The sequence below is a fragment of the Thermogladius sp. genome (genome assembly GCF_049970955.1).
Taxonomy (GTDB): Archaea; Thermoproteota; Thermoprotei_A; order Sulfolobales; family Desulfurococcaceae; genus Thermogladius.
Window position 1 is genome coordinate 1 of sequence record NZ_JBMFLY010000019.1, and the last position, 18,937, is coordinate 18,937.

Annotated in this window: 20 protein-coding genes; 7 read left to right on the plus strand and 13 right to left on the minus strand. The window is 56.2% G+C overall.

All coding sequences use genetic code 11. From position 1 onward, the window contains the following. Together ACP5VX_RS03905 and ACP5VX_RS03910 are read left to right on the plus strand one after the other, a co-directional pair. Positions 1-285 (plus strand): hypothetical protein (locus ACP5VX_RS03905; RefSeq protein ID WP_428724588.1); only part of this gene is annotated, 285 nt, incomplete at its 5' end. A 34-nt stretch (positions 286-319) separates the two neighbouring features. Beyond that, a complete protein-coding gene (locus ACP5VX_RS03910; RefSeq protein ID WP_428724589.1) occupies positions 320-1,651 on the plus strand; it encodes a hypothetical protein in 1,332 nt (443 codons plus the stop codon). A gap of 18 nt (positions 1,652-1,669) precedes the next feature. Here ACP5VX_RS03910 and ACP5VX_RS03915 read toward each other — a convergent pair whose 3' ends face one another. From ACP5VX_RS03915 to ACP5VX_RS03930, 4 genes are read right to left on the minus strand one after another with little or no spacing between them, the layout of a single operon-like run. Then, on the minus strand, positions 1,670-2,626 hold the full coding sequence (locus ACP5VX_RS03915) for an ROK family protein (protein WP_428724590.1): 957 nt from the start codon (positions 2,624-2,626) through the stop codon (positions 1,670-1,672). Then, on the minus strand, positions 2,598-4,139 hold the full coding sequence (gene metG / locus ACP5VX_RS03920; RefSeq protein ID WP_428724591.1) for a methionine--tRNA ligase: 1,542 nt from the start codon (positions 4,137-4,139) through the stop codon (positions 2,598-2,600). Before metG ends, ACP5VX_RS03915 begins: the two co-directional genes overlap by 29 nt. 50 nt (positions 4,140-4,189) lie before the next feature. After that, the gene (locus tag ACP5VX_RS03925) at positions 4,190-5,704 is read right to left on the minus strand and encodes a B12-binding domain-containing radical SAM protein (protein WP_428724592.1); all 1,515 of its coding nucleotides are present in this window, start codon (positions 5,702-5,704) and stop codon (positions 4,190-4,192) included. Further along, on the minus strand, positions 5,704-6,072 hold the full coding sequence (locus tag ACP5VX_RS03930) for a hypothetical protein (RefSeq protein ID WP_428724593.1): 369 nt from the start codon (positions 6,070-6,072) through the stop codon (positions 5,704-5,706). The genes ACP5VX_RS03925 and ACP5VX_RS03930 overlap by 1 nt, the downstream gene beginning before the upstream one ends. Before the next feature lie 82 nt (positions 6,073-6,154). On the opposite strand from ACP5VX_RS03930, the gene ACP5VX_RS03935 reads away from it, so the two are divergent. After that, positions 6,155-7,000, plus strand: coding sequence for a M55 family metallopeptidase (locus ACP5VX_RS03935; RefSeq protein WP_428724594.1), 846 nt, complete (start codon positions 6,155-6,157; stop codon positions 6,998-7,000). On the opposite strand, the gene ACP5VX_RS03940 is transcribed toward ACP5VX_RS03935, so the two are convergent. The 3 genes from ACP5VX_RS03940 to ACP5VX_RS03950 form a co-directional block, all read right to left on the minus strand. Next, entirely contained in the window at positions 6,980-7,834 is an 855-nt protein-coding gene (locus tag ACP5VX_RS03940) for a hypothetical protein (RefSeq protein ID WP_428724595.1), read from the minus strand. The genes ACP5VX_RS03935 and ACP5VX_RS03940 overlap by 21 nt on opposite strands. A gap of 14 nt (positions 7,835-7,848) precedes the next feature. Further along, positions 7,849-9,483: a hypothetical protein gene (locus ACP5VX_RS03945; RefSeq protein WP_428724596.1), complete on the minus strand. Its 1,635-nt coding sequence runs from the start codon at positions 9,481-9,483 to the stop codon at positions 7,849-7,851. 71 nt (positions 9,484-9,554) lie between these two features. Next, on the minus strand, positions 9,555-9,836 hold the full coding sequence (locus ACP5VX_RS03950; RefSeq protein ID WP_428724597.1) for a hypothetical protein: 282 nt from the start codon (positions 9,834-9,836) through the stop codon (positions 9,555-9,557). A gap of 132 nt (positions 9,837-9,968) precedes the next feature. Here ACP5VX_RS03950 and ACP5VX_RS03955 point away from each other — a divergent pair, with 132 nt between their 5' ends. From ACP5VX_RS03955 to ACP5VX_RS03965, 3 genes are all read left to right on the plus strand, one after another. Continuing rightward, positions 9,969-10,250: a hypothetical protein gene (locus ACP5VX_RS03955; protein WP_428724598.1), complete on the plus strand. Its 282-nt coding sequence runs from the start codon at positions 9,969-9,971 to the stop codon at positions 10,248-10,250. Positions 10,251-10,384: 134 nt separating this feature from the next. Beyond that, entirely contained in the window at positions 10,385-11,017 is a 633-nt protein-coding gene (locus ACP5VX_RS03960; protein ID WP_428724599.1) for a hypothetical protein, read from the plus strand. A 79-nt stretch (positions 11,018-11,096) separates the two neighbouring features. Then, positions 11,097-11,510 carry a CopG family ribbon-helix-helix protein gene (locus ACP5VX_RS03965; RefSeq protein ID WP_428724600.1) on the plus strand — a complete coding sequence of 138 codons (414 nt, stop codon included), beginning with the start codon at positions 11,097-11,099 and terminating at the stop codon, positions 11,508-11,510. 1 nt (position 11,511) lies between these two features. Here the strand turns inward: ACP5VX_RS03965 and ACP5VX_RS03970 are convergent, their stop codons facing one another. Then, a complete protein-coding gene (locus ACP5VX_RS03970) occupies positions 11,512-11,910 on the minus strand; it encodes a metal-dependent transcriptional regulator (RefSeq protein WP_428724601.1) in 399 nt (132 codons plus the stop codon). Next, positions 11,897-12,709, minus strand: coding sequence for a thioredoxin family protein (locus ACP5VX_RS03975; RefSeq protein WP_428724602.1), 813 nt, complete (start codon positions 12,707-12,709; stop codon positions 11,897-11,899). The genes ACP5VX_RS03970 and ACP5VX_RS03975 overlap by 14 nt, the downstream gene beginning before the upstream one ends. A gap of 84 nt (positions 12,710-12,793) precedes the next feature. Between ACP5VX_RS03975 and ACP5VX_RS03980 the strand changes: the two genes are divergently transcribed. Then, entirely contained in the window at positions 12,794-13,540 is a 747-nt protein-coding gene (locus tag ACP5VX_RS03980) for a winged helix-turn-helix transcriptional regulator (RefSeq protein ID WP_428724603.1), read from the plus strand. Positions 13,541-13,679: 139 nt separating this feature from the next. Here ACP5VX_RS03980 and ACP5VX_RS03985 read toward each other — a convergent pair whose 3' ends face one another. The 4 genes from ACP5VX_RS03985 to ACP5VX_RS04000 all read right to left on the minus strand — a co-directional run. Next, complete coding sequence (locus ACP5VX_RS03985; RefSeq protein WP_428724607.1) at positions 13,680-15,215, minus strand: amidohydrolase; 1,536 nt, start codon at positions 15,213-15,215, stop codon at positions 13,680-13,682. A gap of 64 nt (positions 15,216-15,279) precedes the next feature. Beyond that, entirely contained in the window at positions 15,280-16,803 is a 1,524-nt protein-coding gene (gene gapN / locus ACP5VX_RS03990; protein ID WP_428724604.1) for an NADP-dependent glyceraldehyde-3-phosphate dehydrogenase, read from the minus strand. A gap of 93 nt (positions 16,804-16,896) precedes the next feature. Further along, the gene (locus ACP5VX_RS03995; RefSeq protein WP_428724605.1) at positions 16,897-18,165 is read right to left on the minus strand and encodes a threonine synthase; all 1,269 of its coding nucleotides are present in this window, start codon (positions 18,163-18,165) and stop codon (positions 16,897-16,899) included. A gap of 190 nt (positions 18,166-18,355) precedes the next feature. Further along, on the minus strand, positions 18,356-18,937 hold a 582-nt coding region (locus ACP5VX_RS04000; protein WP_428724606.1), incomplete at its 5' end, for a hypothetical protein.

Here is an 18,937-nt window from a genome sequence, read left to right on the forward strand (position 1 = left end):
GTCGACCACACGAGGAACAGGCACTTCAAGATTGAAGAGGCCCTCATGGTAAAGTACGGTTACTTCCGTTACGACAAACAGGGCTACGACAACCACTTGAAGAGGCACGCGGAGTTCCTGGACGCACTCAACGACGTGATATCGAATTACAGGAGAAAAAATTACCGCGACTTCTTAATCGACTTCATGGGGGTCGTAGACGAGTACTTGAGGTCCATTTTGTCCTATGACAAAAAGCTGGCCCTATATTTGGCGAAGGTCTGCGGCGCAAACTGCACGGTCTAAACTCTAAACTATATTTAGTTTTCCAGCCAAAATCATGTCAAGACCGAGCGGGAGTTCCATGAGCGAGACTGTTAGAGACTACGCGCTGGTCGAGGAGTACGTAAGGGGTATGAAGTTCGAGAAGATCGACAAGGGCCTGTTCGTGCTACCGGGGCTACTCCTATTCCCCGCCTCCGTGGGATTGATCGCCGAGCTAGCCTACTTGATTACCTCGAGCGCTGTGCCTTGGCTAGTCCTGGGAGCCCTCACAGTCATGTTCGCCGGCTTCCTCGTGTCGTCAGCCGTCGCGTCTTACACGCTGCTAAAGAAAGTCTCTCTACACTTCTACGACAGCGCTGTAGTTGTCTACTACTGGTCTAGAAAGGAGAACTTCGAGAACGTGCTTAATTACCTACGGGAGAGGAGGGAGGTCAGGAGCCTGCCCTCCCCTGTAACCGGTTTACTCCTCAACTTACTAGTCGGCGGGATAGGCTACATAGCGATCCTATACTACGTGGAGAAGAGTATCAGAGAGCACATTAGAGTTGAAGAGAAAGCCCTGTTCGGGGTGTGGACGATCGAGCCCGTCGGCCCCGGGGACCTCGTGAGAGACGTCTTTTTAACGGCCGCGACGCTCGGGCTATACCTCTCCTACTGGGCGTGGAGAGTCGTCTCGCTCTACAACGAGCACGTTGAGGAGATTCACGGTCAGCACCCAAACCCGCCCTCGAGGAGGGGGCTATTAGGGGTAGGTAGCCCGGACTTAACGCTGACCGGTGTCCTCGGGGTTGTTCTAGCAGTGGGAGGGCTAGACGCCCTCTTAGCGTGGCTCGGCCTGTACTCCCACGTCCACTTCGCGGTAGTACTCGGGCTCGCGCTGTCCTACACGGGGTTGAAGCTCTCGGACAAGCCCATCAGAGGGCTCGCGGTTAGCTACGGCCTTATCTACTTAGGGCTGGCGTTCTCCACGCTCGTGGGGTTTGCCGGCTATACAACGTACACGAACCTGGCAAAGCTCTTCGAGTCGTTGGCGAGTGAGGTTTACAAACTCGGCTTTCTCGGCACTCTCTTTCACATTTTCCTCAACAACTTCTCCATAGCTATGTCCTCCACTCCGCCCCTACTGGGCCCCCTCGTAGTGGGCTACGGCCTGTCCAACGCTGGCGTGATATACGGGGCTCGACTAGCCAGCGGCGAGGCCACGCCACTACTCTTCATAATCCCCCACACCCCAATCGAGTTGCTCGGCTACGCCGTGTTCACCGTGGCGTCAGCACAACTCGCGGGCGGGAAAGGCTCTCCGTGGAAGACCATCGCGGTGGGCTCGCTTGTCCTGCTGGCGGCAGCTGCCGTAGAGACGTCCTTGATAGCGAGCCGCCTACACTAGGCGAACCCGGAGTCAAGCCTAGACGGGCCTGTAGACAGCGAGCGCTAGGGCGCCGTACAGTACTACGTCGTCCCCCAACTTCGTGGGGGCTATGACGGGGGGCCTCACCACAATGTTCTTTTTAACGATCTCAACGACGGGCTGGTAGAGTAGGTCGGTGTTGTGCAGGAATACGCTCCCTCCGATCGATACGTACTCCGGGTCGTACGCGTTTATCACGCTGGCGAGGCCCGCGGCGCTCGCCTTGACTATCTCGTCGACGATCAGCCGGCCCAGCGGGTCGCCTCTCCTGGCCGCCTCGAATACCTCGCGCGGCTCTAACGACCCGCTCGCGGCCTTCTCACCGATAACGGACACCTTTACTACCGAGGGATTCCTCTCGGCAACGTACTTAGCGAGCCTGGGTATGTTGGCACCCCCGGCGTACGCCTCCCAATGGCCGTAGCCGCCGCAGCCGCACCTGAGGCCCGAGTCGTAGTTAACGACGATGTGCCCGATCTCGTGCGCGTTACCGTCCTTCCCTAGTATGACGCGGCCGTCCACTATGACCCCTCCCCCCACGCCAGTGCTGATGGTGACGTAGACGAGGTTGTTGTAGCCCACGCCATCTCCATAGTACTTTTCGGCCAGGACGCCGGCCACAGCGTCGTTCACAACGTACACCGGCCTGTCGAAGAAGTCCTCGAGCGGCCTCTTAAGCTCGAACGTCCCCAGGGGGAGGTTTGGGGTGTTCACGACAACCCCCCGCCTCATGTCTAGGGGGCCGATGGTGCCGATGCCTACGGCCTCGACCTTCTCGCGGTACTCCTTGAACTCCTTTTCGAATGTCCGGGCGATCTCCTCAGCGACTGCCAGCCTGCCGCCCTCGCGGGGGGTCCTAACTACTACCTTCTTGACAAACACCTCGTCGACGGCGACGGCGAGCCTGGTCCATGTCGCCCCTACGTCAACCGCTAGGTGGACTCTCCCCACCACTTGGAGGCTCCCTTCTAGCCTGCACTTTCCTGAACAGTATGGGGGCTTCGACTATGTTGTACCTCTCCACACTGCCCACCCTGAAGTCGCGTGGGGATACCAGCTTGAAGCCGAAGCTCTCGGATATCACTGTCGAAGCCCTCGGCGTTACGGGTGAAAGCATGACGGTCACGGCTCTTATGCCCTCTAGGAGGCTGTAGAGCTCCTTGCTCGGGTCGCTCTTCTCCCAGGGCTTGACCTCGTTTATGTAGGTGTTCAGGGCTTTACCAAGCTCCTGGACTTCCGAGAGCGCTTTGGACACCTCGAGGGACTCCATGTCTTCAATGTACCTGCCCAGGGCTGTCTCGATGCTCTCCTCGATCTTCTTGTCCACGTCCCTCCTGTACACCTTCCCCTTCACCTTCTTGGTCGCTAGGACCCCCACCCTCCTCACGAGGTTGCCGTAGGTGTCGGCCAGCTCAGAGTTGTATATAGAGTCCATTAGGTCTATCGTGACCTCCACGTCCTTGTCTAAGTTGAACAACTTCATCAGCACGTACCTAGCGCCGTCGCTCCCGTTGTACCTCTCCACGAGGAACTCGATGGGGATCACGTTTCCAGCGCTCTTCCCGATCTTTAGGCCTCTGTTTATCAGGAAGGAGTGTACGATCAGCCTCCTGGGAGGGGGTATGTCGAGGGCTTTCAGGAGGGAGAACCACACCACTGTGTGGAACCACAGTATGTCCTTCCCTATGACGTGGTGCGCCCACGGCCAGTACTCCTGGAACCGGGCCTCGTCTGTCATGTATCCTATCCCGCTGACGTAGTTGAGCAGAGCGTCGAACCACACGTAGATGGTGTAGTCCGGGTCGAAGGGAACGGGTATGCCCCACGCGACCCTGTCTTTCGGCCTGGCCACGGAGACGTCCCTCAGGCCCTCGGCCTGGATGCGGTTCAATACCTCCTTGGCGTAGGATGGCGGATAGACGATGTCGGTCTCGGACAGTATCTTAGTAACGTAGTCCTTGAACTCGCTCAGCTTGAAGTAGTACGTCTCCTCCTCCAGCCACTCTAGGGGCTTGTTGTGTATTGGGCAGTACGGCTTGTCGTCGACCAATACGTACTCGCCGGGCGAGTAGTACCTCTCGCAGTCCACGCAGTACCAGCCGGCGTACTTGGCCTTGTAGATCAACCCCTTCTCGTGGAGCCTCTTGAAAGCCTCCGACACGACCTTTTCGTGGTAGCTGTCCGTTGTCCTTATGAAGTGGTCGTAGCTTATGTTGAGCATGACCCAGTACTGCCTGTAGACGCCGGCCATCTTGTCCACGAACTCCTTCGGGGTAATACCCTCCTTCTCGGCCGCTCTCTGTATTTTGAGGCCGTGCTCGTCGTTGCCCGTCAAGAAGAAGACTTTCCTACCCACCAACCTGTTGTACCTGGCGAGGACGTCCGCGTAAACGGTAGTGTAGGCGTGCCCTATGTGAGGGGGGGCGTTAGGGTAGTATATCGGCGTGGTGATGTAAAATCTCTCCATCTACTCCACCGTTGCCTTGTAATCGATGTTTGGGATAGATATCGACGAAATTAGCTTTTTAACTGATACTCTAGGCTCTTAATGAACTTGTCGGCCCTCCTGTTCACGTACCACACGAAGTACCTGAGTATGAGGCGCAGAGGCGCGTGGACGGGCGAGGAGAGGTAGTACTTGTTCATGATCTCCCTCGCCCAATACGTCGTGTGCTTCAAGGTCTTGTAGAGCACCTCTATGTGCTCCCTCTTTACGTGGTCTTTCAAGAACCACTCGCCCTTCTTGAGGGCGCCCATCGGTACGAAGAACATGGGGACTATGATGCTCCTGTAGGGCCTCAGCCTGTCCAGCAGCTCGGAGGTCTTGACGACGTCGTCGGGCGTCTCCTCCGGGAGCCCCAGTATTATGGTCGCGGCAGGGATTATGTTGTTCTCGTGCATTATGCGGAACGCGTCCTCGACTATATCGGGCCACATCTCCGGCGGGTACGGGGCAGACTTGCCTATCATTATCTTCTTGGCCAAATTGACGCTCCCGGTCTCGATCCCCACTTCAACCCCGAGGAACTTTCTGCCATTGGTCAGCACGTAATCGTTCATGAGCCTTGAGATCAAACGGTGTTCTTCCTCGGCGTACTTTATAGCCGCCAGGCTAGCGTGAGACCAGGCGAAGCTGCCGTCACCCACTTTCTCGAGCACCGCCTTGTGGAGCTTGATAAGGGGCTCCGGCCTCGGCTTAACGCCGTCTGCTTGGTAGAGTAGGACGTCCTCGCTGTGGAGTATAACGCCCTTCACGCCGTTCCTGATATTGACCTCGACCTCGGCCAGGATCTTGTCCAGTGGGATGAACCTCAGGGGCCTCAGGGTGACGCTACAGAACTTGCACCCTCGCGGGCAGCCCCTCATTATCTCGACGAGGCCGTTCACGCTGGGGGCCTTAATGACAGGGATCTCGTCGAGGCTGGGGGAGTCGGACGGACCCACGTAGACGTACTCCGGCAGCTCCTCGTTGTTAAGCGCCTTCTCGACCAGCTTTACCACAACCCTCTCCCCCTCCCCGTCAACCACCGTGTCGACGCCCCACTTCTTCCAAAGCTCGAGCTCCCAGAGCCATTGCCAGGCGGCGGGCCCGCCCACGATGAACTTGACCCCCTTCTCTTTAGCCCTCCTCACGGGCGGGCTCTCCATGAGCCGCTTAAAACTCCTCCTGTTCACCGGCTCTAAGCCTGTGATACTCCACCACTCGCTGCTTGGGGGCCCATAAGCGAAGTAGTCGTGGTGGCTGAACATGAGGACCTTCATAGAGTCGAGGTGCTTCCCCAGGTGGTCGGGGTCGATAATGGCGGCTTTGAACCCGGCTTCGACGAGTTTGGCCTCAATCTTCCTCATCCCGTACGGTGCCTCTAGGGGCTTGCCCTCCTCGTCGACTTTAGGTCTTGGCGCCGTTATCCAGAGCCACACTTTCTCCGGCAGAGCTATCGGAGGGCCGGTCGCCACGAATCCCAGGAACTCTTTACCGTGGTGGTTGGTCATCATAGTTCTGTCTGTTGTGAGGACCACGTCGTAGCCCACTAGACCACCTCTACCTCGGCGTTGTAGAAGCCCTTCAGTAGGTTAGCGCACTTTTCGCTGGCCACTATAATAGGTACCTTTCCGCCAGTTATAAGCGTGCCGAGGTTCTTTAAAGCGTCCTCACAGCTCTCGACCCTCACCCTCTTGATCGATAGCGTTAGAGAGATGTTGCTCGAAATCATGTCGCGGTAACGCTCGTAGAACTTAACGTGGTCGAGCTTGGTCAAGAAGACCAAGTTGAACCTCCTGTTCTTCTTGGCGATCGCGATCCTCGAGAGCGCGCTGTAGATCTCGATGGGCGTGACGTCTTCGTTGTCGACGTCTAGGACTACCACGTCTAAAGCCCCCTCAAACAAACCCTTAGACAAAACTCATCCTCCTGGGTGAACGCGAGGCTTGTTTTTACCCTATATATCCTAGACAATTAATAAGAGTTTCAACGTGGTGTATATGAAGGCGTACGTATCGATAGACCTAGAGGGGTTGCCCGGCATCGCCTCAACTACTATGACTAGCCCCGAGAAGACGCAGTTCTCGACGGCTGTCAAGGTCATGACCAGGATATCCGAGTTCGTCTCCAAGAGACTACTCGAGCTGGGTTTCAGCGAGGTGTACTTGGCAGATAGCCACGGGCTAATGACGAACATAGACTATGCTTCGGTCCCCGACGGCGTCTACCTCGTACAGGGCTACCCGAGACCATACTCGATGTTGACAATGCTAGACGGGAGCTTTAGCGCGGCCTTGTTCATAGGATACCACTCAGCGGCCGGGACCACGAAGGGCTTCCTAGACCACACGATGAGTGGAAGGGTATTCTACGAGGTGTACGTTAACGGGGTAAAGGCCAGCGAGTTTTTGATAAACTCCCTCTACGCGAGGGAGAAGGGCGTCCCGGTCATCCTAGTGGCGGGGGACGCTCACTTGAGGAGCGAAGTAGAGACCCTTTCCACGAACATCGTCTTCGTCGAGCTGAAGAAGGGGCTCTCCCGGTACGCAGCGGTCTACCCGTCGCTGAATAGAGTACTAGACGAGCTAGACAAGGGACTAAGGACGGCCGTTGACAGGTTGAAGAGCAAGCACGAGTTCAAGATACACCTCCAGCCACCCTACACTCTCGCGGTGAAGTTCAGGGACAACCTAGTGGCCGATGTAGCCGAGATGACGGGGGCAGAGAGAGTGGACGCATACACGATCAAGAAGACGTTCGGGACCGCTTCGGAGATGCTGGGGTTCATCGAAGTACTGGCGTACCTCGGTCTTGGAGTGGAGTACTTAAAGAGCTCGATCAAGTGAGCCGAGTTCCCGGTCTAGCCCCAATTTTTTACCCAGCTCTCCCAGTCTCTCTATCACACTAGACCTCAGGGCTGAGAACTCTTCGTGGCTCTTTGATTCGTAGGCAAGAGAGCGGAGTTGCGAGAGGAGCGCGCTCACCCCCCTGAAGACCCTGGTAGACACCTCTTTATCGGACTCCACGGCTTCAAGCGCCTTGTCCAGCACCTTGTTTAAGAGCTCGCTCATCCGGGCGAGCAGAGTCCTGTGGGCGAAGAGACTCTTCGGGGGGTAAGAGAGGGCGACCGAATTCAGCATCTCGACGAAGACCTCCAGGCAGCACACGTGGCAGCCCTCGGGCTCAACGACCGAGATCACCTGTGCGACTCTATCGAGTCCTAGAGTTGTCAAGGGCCCGTTGGCAACAAGCCTGACCAGCTCGGCAGCCCTCGCTTCCTCGGCGTTCGACAGCTCGCAGGCCCTCTTCAACAGGTCTGACGCTATGTTTGTCGCCTCATCGCCCAATCCCAGGAACGGCATTAGCTCTACCAACGACACATACCCGTAGACGTCGTTGAGCTTCCCCTCTCTAAAACTGTCGATTATCACCTCGCTCTTGACACTCGCCTCGACCCAGTCGAGGAGGTCTGGGTCGACAGCGCTGGCGAGCAGCTCCAGGAAGATGAACGGGTCTAGGTTTGACTTGAGAGCTCTTAGGAGCTCGAGGCCTCGAGCCGTATCGTTCAGTAGGAGGTATCTGAGGGCTCTACCGGCCTCTACGATGTCGCAGCCCCCAGCCCTGCACTCGAGGGCGAGCTGCCACGGGTTCTCTCGGGCCTTCTCGAGTAGGTTGCTCATCTAGGCACCTCTCTTCAAGCTTTGATTTCGAGTCTATTTATCGCTATCGAGGGTGCCGTAGCCCCCCGTAGCTTGTTCACGTTCAATACGACAGAGCCCTTCTTAGACCTGGCGACTACTCTTGTGAACAGGCTCGTTGTAAACACTACGTTTGCCAGCACTATGCTCGCGTAGAACTTCGAGTAGAGCGTGTTCGTGTTAAGAGGCGAGTCGTCGTGGTCGATGTAGCCGCACACAATGTTGCCACGGCACACGTTGAAGGTCTGCCACGCGTTGAAAGCCTTTCTGTCTGCCGTGAGGAGGAGTACGACCTTCTGTTGTAGGTTAGACGACTCAACGGCAACCGAGGCCTCGCAAGGCTGGGATATAGCTGGTAGGGTCTTCGCTTTGTAGTGGTACTTGATCTCCTGCAGAACTCTGTTTGCCATGAGAGCCATTATATAAGAGAACCTCTCCACAAGCGTCTCGGAGGTCGAGGATGTGGCGGCTATCTTCCCGTTCACCTCCGCCTCTGCGCATATGGGGACGTACACCTCTACGTTGGGTATGGGGCTCCACGGGTTGCCGTTCCTAATGCTCGCCTTGAGCAAGCTCATGTGGAGGCCCTGGTAGAACATGTTGGTGTCCGGTAGGATGGCCACGTTCCCGTATTCCTCCCTGAGGTGTCTGATAAACGCGTGGAGTTTAGTCCTCTTGTAGCTCTCTAGACCGAGCTCCTGGCTCATGATGTTAGAAACCACTAAGTCGGCTGAGCCTGTTAGCCTCTGCAGCTGCTTGAGGATCCTCTCAATAGACCTTGCCTCCCCCTCCTCCCTGACCTTCTTGGACACAACGTCGTAGATGGTTCTCCAGGAGTTGTAAAGGAGCTTCGAGGTCTCCTCGTCTGGGCCGACCGACGTCTCTACGCTGACCAGCCTCTTCCTCTCGTTTTCTATCTCGTCCTGTACGTAGAACTCTACGACGTCTGGGTCTCTCTCGGGGCTCTCCTTCTTGTGCCCGTCGAAGACCTCTACTATCCTCCTGTCTGAGAGCGAGTTTATCAACTTGGATATCGCGATGTATATCCCCCTAGTACCCTTCCACTCTACGATTTTCGGCGGGTCTGTAATCACTTCCACTCCTTTCCAGTCCGCCCTGTTAGACCCGTAGACGTGGACTTTGTGGAGCCACCTGGGGTTCCCCGGGTAAGCCGGCACACCCTGGAGCGGGATCGTGGTCACCACGGTTAGGTAGGTCGATCCGTTGTCTAGTTGGAGGTCTTTCAGAGCGTAGTAAGTAGCGGAGGCTAGCTCGCCGGTCGTCATAGTTAGGTCGATAACCACTTTCTCCTTGTTGTGCGAGCGCACGATATCGAGGACGTTCCTGATGAGGAAGGAGTTCTCGAAGATGTCGTCCTTCAACAAAGACCTCTGGAACTTGTAGTCCCCTATGTACTTTATGTTTATCTCCTTCTGTATGTGCTGGAGGCTCTCCTCTACTATGTTCGCTACCTCCCACCTCGTCAAGAAGATAAACCCGTCTACCCCTAGCTCCTCGGCGAGCCGGCCTGTGACCGTGGCCGCGTTCCAGGGTATAAAGTTAACGGGCACTATGGCGGGAAAGCTGACGTTCTTAACAAAACTGCTAATACCCTCTAAGACGTTGTCCAAGTAAAAACCACCACTACGCTATCGAGCCATTTTCCCTTAATGGTTTGAGAGTCTTAAAAACAGTCTCTGGATCAAACGGGCTCGGAGTAGGCCTCTAGCTTGCTCAGCAGAGACTCGTCTATGTCCAGACCCAGGCTTGAGTTGTAGTTGACCCTCAGCTCCTCGGCTACGACCCTCTTAACCACCTCTACGTAGATGAGGGTCAGCTTGTCCTCCGCCGTCAACTCTCCTTTACTGTTGATCTCGGCCTCCTTCTCGATGGCGTCCTCCAGGAGCCTAAGGTAGTAGAGGTCCATCTGCCTGAGTAGCTCCCTCCACCTCTCCAACAGGTAAATCTTGGCCAGGCTAATCAACGCATAGCACCATGCTTGAATCCACGCTGGACTCTTTTAAAGCGGCTTGAAGTAGGATTAACAGAATAATATCCCGATATTAATCGGGTTCCCGATATAAAGGCGGATTAACGGGACATGATTTACGGTGTCGTGGTGAGGCACGTAACCATATCCGTGACCCTATCGCCCACGAGGGACCTAGGGCGGCTGGTGATCACGCTCAAATCGATCGTTGAGGTGCTGGTAGCCAGAGGGTATAGCGTTGACCTGGTCTACTTCTACAGTGACGGCGAGGACGTACTCATGGTGAATGGCGTGGCTCTCAAGCCCGGCGGCGAGATCGAGGAGGAGGTTGTAGGCGTCATAACAAACTATTTAGTCACGGAGACGGTATACAGTAGGTGGTGGCCCAGAGAAAAGGTGGCTTCATGAGTTTTACGGGGTCTCACCCTCTTCTAGGCGTCCTCGTCTCGCTCCTTTCCGTGTTACAGCTGCAACCGGTTACCACAAGCGGTTCTCCCGTAACGCTGGCCTCTTGCCAGTTAAACACGCTAGGTGAGAGCTACTTGGCATACGTCGACCTGGACATCGACTTTTTCGGAGACTACGGCGTACTGGCCATGTTCTTCACAGAGAAGGGCGTAGAAGCCTACGGGGTAATCTTGATGAAACCCCCGGGGGAGGGTATTGAGGCCTACGCAATGGCCGGTGACCAGAACAACTGGTACTACTTAAGCACACTCAGCGGTAGCAGGCTCAACGTTACACTAGTTCTGGACCTGAACTACAGGCTGCTCAAGGTGGTCTTCATCAACGCGTCGAGGTACTTCGACGTCAAGACGATCATCACCCCGAGGAGCTTCGTCGTCTTAGCCTCGAACGTGACGGGGGCGAAGAGTCCGCCACCCGCTGTGTCTCTCGAGGGCTACGTGGTCTACGCCTCTAACACCTCGCTCCTGAACGTCCTAGACCCCCTACACCCGACAGTACAGAACTTTACGACGCTCTGCGGGAGCCTGACGCCGGTGTTCACAAGATCGGAGACGCCGCCCGCGGAGGAGACGACCACGACGACAACCTACGTCCCGCCCGAGGGGCAGTTCAGGTGGACAGTCCTCTTGGTCCTCGCTTTACTCGTAGTCGCTATCGCCCTCTCCATCCGACTAGTGGCGGGCGAACGTGGATCCCCCGGTCCGTGAAGTCATCACATCTCAGGTAGGAGGGCTCCGGTCATCTCCACTCTTAAGTTGAAAAATATTCGGTTCTATAAACATTGGTATGCCGAGGGGTGTCGTCTTTACGGCCTTGAAGATCGGCGTCTACCTCCCCGAGGACATAGCCGAGAAGCTGATCAAGGTGAGGGACGAAAAAGGCCTAAGCCTCAGCAGGATCGTACAGCTCGCCCTCTACAACTACCTGGCCGAAGAGGAGTTCCTGAGGAGCGACAACGTCACAGCGGTTATAGGGCTCGTCTACGACCACGGCATGGACCGTGCCGACGTCGAGTTGACAGACATACAGCACCACTACCTAGGCCTGGTAATCTCTGCCACCCACATCCACCTTGATGAGAGGAACTGCCTTCTCGCCATATTCGTCCGGGGGAGAGGCACGGAGGTGGCCAAGCTCTTCGAGGAGTTGAGGAAGGTTAAGGGTGTTAAAAGCGCTAAGCTAATGACTTTACTCGCGTGACCTACCCCTGCTCTCGTGACAGCTTCTTCACGAACTCGGTTATCCTCTCGACTGTTTCGTCGTGTAGTAAGTGCTCGATTTTACACGCGTCTATCTCGGCTATGTCCCGGGGCACCCCGATGTACGTCAGGAACTCTGTTAACACCTGGTGTCTCTCGTATATCTTCTTGGCTACCTCTAGCCCCTTCTCCGTCAGCTTTATCTCGCCGCCCTTCTTGTAAGTGATGTAACCCTGCTCAGCGAGCCTCCTGAGAAACTCCACAACACTACTAGGCGACACGCAGAGCCTTCTAGCGAGTTCCCTGACTCTCGGCTTACCTTTTAGAGACAGTATGTATATTGCCTCTAGGTAGTCCTCGGCACGCGCGGTCGGGCTGTTCGCAGGCCTACTTCTTTCCACTAGTATCCCCCCTCTTGATCTTCCTCTCCGCTCTAGCTAATACCTTCGAGGCCTGCTCTGGGGGCACGTATCCGGGTATTATCTCGACGGGTTCAGCACCGTATTTGTCGTAGTCCTCCATCTTGTTTATCGTGACGTAGGGTACGGCCTGGACACCGTACAGGTCGGCCTCGTAGGGTAGCTCGATAGCCTCTATCGTCTCCACCCATATCTGCTTGTTTACCAGGGCCATTTGGTTGAAGTAGTCGACGACGATCGGGCAGTACGGGCACTCGGGAGTGACGAAGATCTTTACGTGGAGCGGGGTGTCAATACTCTCCACTACCTCCTTCACTTTGCTGGACAGCTTCACCTCACCCGTCGCGATGTACTGGTGTACGTATATGAAAGGTGCGAACTCCTGCCCGCTCGGTAGCCCGTAGTACCTGATATTAAGCCCGCTAGACCCGTAGATAAAGGCTGGCAGGTATCTTGGTCTCAGGTCCTTCGCGTTCTGCTTCTCGACGACCTCGAAGCTGAGCGCCCCGCCGCTGATCTTGGACAGCTCTGTCGCTAGCATCCACGCCTCGCCACAAGTCGGGCACTCCTCTACCACCGCTGGTTTTAGGCTGAAGTAGGCATGGTGATGGTGATGGTGATGATGGTGGTGATGTTCGTGTTCATGCTCATGTTCGTGAGTATGCTCCATAGCCTCCTTCAATGATAGCACTACCAAGTAGTCCTTGACGGGCCTGCTGAACGTCTTGAATATCTCTTTCAGAGCCTGCTCTGTCTCCTCGTCGAATAATTGGGAAGGCATAAGCAACACCGTTCTGCCTACCTAACATAGACGATAAAATTGCTTTATATATTTAGGCGTCAAAACAATAGAGATCACGGCGTGATGGACGATTTGAGCAAGGACGAGACCTTAACTGCCAAGATCCTCAGGTTCGTGATGGAGAACCCGGGTGTATCGGTCAAAGACGTAGCCGGCTACCTCGCTATCTCCCCTAACCTCGCTAGGAACATACTCCAGAGGTTGAGAGACAAGGGTCTCGTGCGAAAGGAGGGGAGGGGCTTCTACATTACTCAGAGAGGGGAGTGGTTACTGTCGAGGACGAAAACCAGTAGAGTCGAGGAGGTGGGGAGGGAGCAAGTCGTGGAACCTCCAGCTGAAGCACGGGTACCAGAGACGAGCGTTACAGAGACGCCTAGCGAGGAGAAGTGGAGACTACTCGAGGAGAGGATCAGGAACCTCGAGGAGAGGTTGAGGAGGGTCGAGGAGATCGTGGCGAAGTTTGCCAAGGCTAGTGAGCAGAGCGGAGCACCCGAACCTCCTAGAGGCGAAGCGGAGCGGGGTAAACAGTTGCCGAGGCCGCCGAAGCCTGTGATGAGCGTTCAGGAGGCCCTAGCCCAGTACCCGGGCATGCTGGAGCAGTGGAGGATCGAAGGAGCTGTGGTCCAGGTAGGGAACCTTGTCGTTGATAGGAGGTTCCTGGCCGAGTTCTCTAAGAAGTTCCCCCTGTCGGTGGAGGATGTTGAGAGGCTAGACCCCGTAGAGAGAGCGCTTTTCGAGGAGCTTAGACGAGAAGCCCTAGTAATACTCCACGGTGGGAGGGAGTACAGGCTGGTGAAGAACTTGGGCTAGAAGTCTACTTCTTGTCGCTGAGCGTCTTCTTGGCGTGCTCCTTCAAGTTTGGGCTGAGGTCTTTTAAACCCTCGGTCAGTACGTCCTTTTTCCCCGGTTTCCTCGGCTTGTAGACGCTCATGTTCTACCATGTCTTGGTTTACTTAGACCCCTTTATCAACTTGACAACCCTAGCCTTCAGACCACGGACTTTGGCAGGGTCGTACTGGAGGAGAGGGTCGTCGCTCAGCTCCACTATGTCTGCGTAGCAACCTGGCAGCAGGCAGCCCAGCCTCGGGTCCCCTAGGGCGAGACCGGCGTCTACCGTGTAGTGTGCGAGCGCCTCGGCTACGGTGACCGCGTTCCTGAGAGTCGCGCGGGCGTAGTCCACGCCATCATACAGGCCTCTCGTGACGGCGGCGTAGACCGTCTCGAACGGGTCTACTGGTTCCACAGGGGCGTCTGTCGAGTACGCTGTGACCGCGACGCTCTCCAGCTCTTTGAACCTGTAGACCCACCAGACCCTTCCCCACCCCACTCTCTGCGTAATCCACTTATCGGCGATCACAAAGTGGGGTTGCACTACGAGTACCGGCCCGAGCTCCCCGAGGAGTCTGAGTTGGTCGTCCCTCACCAGGGAGACGTGCTCCAACCTTAGACGGAGGCTCCTCACCCTCCTCGCGGCCCTCAGTGCCACCTCTAAAGCGGCGTCTCCGATCACGTGAACCGCGACCTGGAGACTCCTACGGCTCGCCTCGGCGAAGACCTTTTCGAGCTCCTCCTCGCTGTAGTTCAAGAAGCCCCGTCTCCCTGGTTCGTCGGAGTAGTCGTCGGATAAGTAGGCTGTTCGCGGCCCTAGCGCACCGTCTAGGATCACCTTTAAACCGTTGACCCTGAACTTGCTCGAGCTGTTCTTCCAAGTCTCGTTCACCAATTTCTCGACGTAGTCAAAGTCGAAGTCTGGCCCCCCAGTGTACATCACGTAGCCGTAGACCCTTATAGGGAGTTTACCCTCCTCGTCGAGCCTCTTAAGCGCCTCGACCTCTCTACGAGAGAGGCCTGCTGCCCCGACCGCCGTCACACCTTTAGACTCGAACTCTCTCAGGCCAAGTAGCAGGGCTTCTTCGAGCTCTGGCTCTCGCATCGACGACCTGATGTGTGTCAGGAGTCTCCACAGGTCTTCTTCGTAGATCCAGCCCTTCTCTAGGTCTCCAAACTTGATCTGTCCCAGCACTTCTCTAGCAAGCTCTAACCCCATACTGTTCAGGGATGCCATGTGGCCCGATATGTGCTGTAGCAAGACTGGTTTGTCGCGGACGTAGGTGTCTATCTCCCAGTAGTACGGCATTCTACCCTCCCTGAGGCTGGAGGGGTCTAACCTCGGGGGTATCACCCAGCCAGCGATGGCTCTGCTTTCCCCGAGTCTCTCCAAAACGTCCTTAATGCTCGAGGCCTCCATCTTACCTCCGAGAACCAGGTTATAGCCCAGCGAGTCCGGGTGTGCGTGGGCATCCACGAAGCCGGGGGCTAAAACGTACTCGGAATCCACCTCGGTGTATTCCGACCCCGCTAGTGCCCTCTTCACATCCTCGTACTTGCCTACGGCTACAACCTCATCCCCGTGCACGACGATAGACTCGGCCACTACTAGGGGCCTGTAGTTCGCTATAACCCTCCTTTTACTCCTGACGAGCACTAGAGGCAAGAGGCTGGCACCTGAAATGAGAGAACGGGGGGAGGGAGAAAAATCTGAGCCCGCCTTAAATGAGGTAGTTGTACACGCCCTTGCCCTTGAAGTTGAATATGACGGTCTTCGTGGTCATGACGTACTCTACGCTATAGCCGATGCCCTCCCTACCAATACCGCTACTCTTCCTACCACCGAACGGGTAGTAGCCGATACCGTGCCTCGGCATGTCGTTGACGTACACGGCGCCTACCTCGAGGTACCTGATGACTTTCCTGATTCGGTCTAGGTCTTTCCCGAAGACGGCGGCGTCTAGTCCGTACTCCCTCCCGTTGGCGATCTTTATAGCCTCGTCGAGGTCTTTGAACGGTGTTATCAGGGCTACGGGTGCGAAGACCTCCTCCTTGTAGAGCCTCGTCTCAACGAGTTGTTCGTGGGAGGCGATCTCAATTAGTGTAGGCTCAACGTAATTTCCGCCTAAGTGCCTCCCCCCGTAGAGTAAGACACCGCCCTTCGCTAGGGCGTCTTCAACCGCGCTCATCATGTTCTCGACGGCATCCCTGCTTATCAATGGGCCCATAACAGTCGTGGGGTCGCGTGGGTCGCCCACTTTCACCTTCTTGAGCTCCTCGACAAGTCTCTTCTTGAACTCCTCGTACACTTTTTCTTCTACCAGTATAAGCTTGATGGCGTCGCACCTCTGGCCTGCGTAGCTGTAAATGCCGGCTGCCACAGCTCTCGCAGCCTGATCTAGGTCTGCGTCCGCGAGGACTATAGCGGGGTCGCCTCCGCCCAGCTCCATGATGTACTGCTTCACACCTCCCACAGCGAGGACGTGCCTACCCGTAGACGAGCTCCCGGTAAGGCTGACCACGGAGATCCTCCTGTCAGCGACGAGCGGGTCTGCCTCCTTGCCCGGTAGCGTCAGTACGGCGAAGGAGTCCCTCGGGAAGCCCGACTCCTCTACCACCTTGGCGAACATCAAGACGGGTAGAGGGTCTGCGCTAGGCGGCTTTATGATGACCGCGTTACCGCTGATAGCGCTGTAGACGAACTTGGTAACGGAGTCGAACAGCGGGTAGTTGAAGGGGACCACAGCGAGGACTACGCCGAAGGGCTCCTTCCTCACTATGGCCTCGGTCTCCAGTGTAGACTGGTCCCAGTCGCCAGCTATGTACTCGCCGGGCACCTTCCTGGCGTCAAGCGTTGAGTCCCTCAACCTGCTAATACTGGCGTTCAGCTCCCCCTTTGCCTGGGCATAGGTCTTGCCGGTGTTCAAGACGAGAGCCTGAACGAAGTCCTCGGAGTACTTCTCTAAGAGGTCGGCTATCCTAAACATGAGGGAGACGCGCTTGTAACCCGGGGTGTTCCTGATACTCCACCTCCCCTGCTCGTAGACCCTGCCCACTACCTTATCGACGTCCTTGTAGGTCAGTCTAGGTACGTAGCCTATGACCGTGTCGTCTATTGGAGAGTAGACTGGGGTCCATTCCGAGGACTCGACCCACTCGCCGGCGGCGTAGGCCTTGAAGTAGGGCCTGCCCTCTCTCGTGTAGTGAATGCCTTCGAAGAACTTCGATAGCCTGAGCTCGACCATCCAACCCCCTCCTTGGGAGTTTATACGCTTTTTTAAATTATAAAACTAGTTTAAGAAATGGAGTAAAAGAGGGATTTAAACGAACGATTAAATTCAGAACTCTGACCCGTAGTACTTTCTCGCGGCCGCGAAGAACTCTTCTTCGGCGGGGTTGATTAAGGGGACTTCGCCCGCGGTTTTCTTGACTATGTCGGGGTCTTTCAGGCCGTGCCCGGTGACTAACACGACCACCGTCTCGTCCTTGTCGACCTGTCTGTTCTCAATCGCCTTGATCAGGCCTGCTAAGCCTGCCGCTCCGCTGGGCTCGGCGAAGACCCCTTCAAGGCTGGCAAGCAGCTTCATCGCCTCCACGATCTCGTCGTCTTTCACCACGACACCGTAACCGTTAGTCTTGTAAAGCGCTCTGAGGCCGGCGTCTCCATCCCACGGGAACGTGTCTTCTAACCCTGTAGCAATCGTCTCCGGCGGCTTCTCCCACGGCCTTATCTTGTCGGGGTCGGCCCTCTCCATCCACGCCCTAACGAACGGGTAGTTGCCCTCCGGCTGAACGGCCACTAGCTTCGGGTACCCGGTTATCCAGCCGACCTGGTTCCAGTCCCTGAAGCCGTTGAAGACGCCTGTGAGGAGGCTCGCGGCACCCGTGGGAACGAATACCTGGTCTGGTAGTCTCCAGCCCAACTGCTCGACGATCTCCATGGAGATGGTCTTCGGGCCTTCTATCTGGTAGGGGTTGAAGACCCCGAAGCTTGGGCTGGGATAGAAGCCGTACCTCTCGCTGAGTACTCTCATCATTTTAACGGTGGGGTCCTCTGCCTCGGTCCACTTTACCTTGAAGACCTTGGCCCCGTAGTATAGGAGCTGGGCTATCTTGCCGAAGCCGGCGAAGTCGGGCACGAACGCGTAGACTTCGATGCCCGCCTTAGCGCCGTAGGCGGCCAGTGAAGCAGCGGCGTTACCGCTGCTCGCAATAACCGCTCTCTTGAACCCGAAGTACTTTGCCATCGAGACCGAGACGCTCATTGCCCTATCCTTGAAGCTACCGGTCGGGTTCCTGGTCTCGTCCTTCAAGTAGAGGTTCTTCAGGCCGAGCTTCTCGCCGAGCCTCTTCGCCTTCAGTAGGGGGGTACCGCCTTCACCGAGCGTGACTATATACTCCTCGCTGGGGACCGGCAGGAACTCCTTGTACCTCCACATGTAGAAAGGCCTCTTGGCCAGCTCCTCCCTGCTTACACTGGAGGCGATCGCCTCGTAGTCGTAGTAGATGTCGAGCCTCCCCAAGTCCTTGTTGACGCACGTGACGGGCTTCTCCTCCAGCTTGTATACCCTCCCACACTTACTGCACTTCAGATGTGTGACGAACATAACGCTCACCAACCCATTTCACAATGTGGTCGAACGCTTAATTAATTAACCTTGGAGGACTCGAGGGAGGAACTAGTTCCCCGTAAAATTGATGGGCCGCGAAGAGACCGCCAACTTAGCCTCTCGCTCTCATCCGTTTCTTAAGCAAGCGTTCAAAGGGTCGAGTCCCATGCCCTGGAGGTTCGCCTCCCTAGTGCGCGATCCTGGAGGCCAGGTACTCAACGTGGTCCAACATCCTCTCGACGTGCCTGAGTATCAGCAGCCTGGCCACCTCTTCCTTGGAAAACACCCCCTTCGCTGCCGCTGCCTTAAGCGCTGTGAGGTACCTCTCGTCGCTCTCTTTCTCGAGTTCGAGGAGCCTGTCCACGTTAATGGTGTCGGTCTCGCCTCTCAGTAGTTTGTTCACGAAGGCTTTCAGCTCCTTCACGGCCTCGGATAGCGACTCGTATACGTCCCTCCCAACGTCAACCTTTCCAAAGATCTTCACAACTCTGGCGATCTCCCACGAGTACCTGGAGATCCTGTACAGGTCGTAGGCGGCGTCGAGGAGGACGGTGTAGTACCAGAGCAGCCTCCCCACAGGCCTATACCTCGCGATCGACTCGAACACGTACGTGTAAAGTTCACGTCTCAGCATCTGCTGTCTCAGAGTCGATTGGTACAGCTCTATGTAGTCGCCGTCGGTTATCGACCCGGCCTTGAGGGAAGACATGATTATGTCGAGGGACTTAAAGGTCTCCTCGGAGATCGACTCGACGATCTTTGTTACAGT